Origin of the sequence: Heliomicrobium gestii (assembly GCF_009877435.1) — a bacterium.
Classification (GTDB): Bacteria; Bacillota; Desulfitobacteriia; order Heliobacteriales; family Heliobacteriaceae; genus Heliomicrobium; species Heliomicrobium gestii.
In genome coordinates, this window is the sequence record NZ_WXEX01000047.1 from 1 (window position 1) to 469 (window position 469).

Below are 469 nucleotides of genomic sequence, written 5' to 3' on the forward strand. Positions count from 1 at the left end.
TGGGCATCGATTTCGGAAACCAGCACCTGTTCGAGAAATGCCAGATAAGGAAGATCCGCGGTTGCGGCTTCGTTGGCCATGGGCGCAAGCTGTTCGCTGCGCTGGTGAAAATGGCATTGTTGCAATAGGTCATCCAGTTGTCGGCCTGCGCGCATGGTCATGCTCCTTTGAGGCAACGGGTATAGTCGCCAATCTCTCGCCGGGCGGCTTGGCCTTGCAAATGCTTCAGCCGAGCGGTCGCTGCGAGGACTTCGGTGGTCGAAGCGACCGTCGCAGCGGGGGATGGGTGGTTGGGCGTTGCGTTCATCTGGAGGCTGAACAGTGTCTCGCGGAGCTTTTGCACGCTATAGCGCTGCACCTCATTGCACTGCTGGATCGCAGCAAGCAGGGTATCGGCAGTCGTTTCGCCAGCCAGCCGTTCCAATGCCTGAATCTGATCGCGAAAGTACCGGCTGTTCGTTTTGCGAAG

1 protein-coding gene is annotated in these 469 nt (G+C 58.4%); it reads right to left on the reverse strand.

The window, feature by feature from the left end; genetic code table 11:
* Positions 1-157: 157 nt before the first annotated feature.
* The coding region (locus tag GTO89_RS16990) for a 2-hydroxyacyl-CoA dehydratase (RefSeq protein ID WP_161263258.1) at positions 158-469 on the reverse strand (312 nt) is incomplete at its 5' end.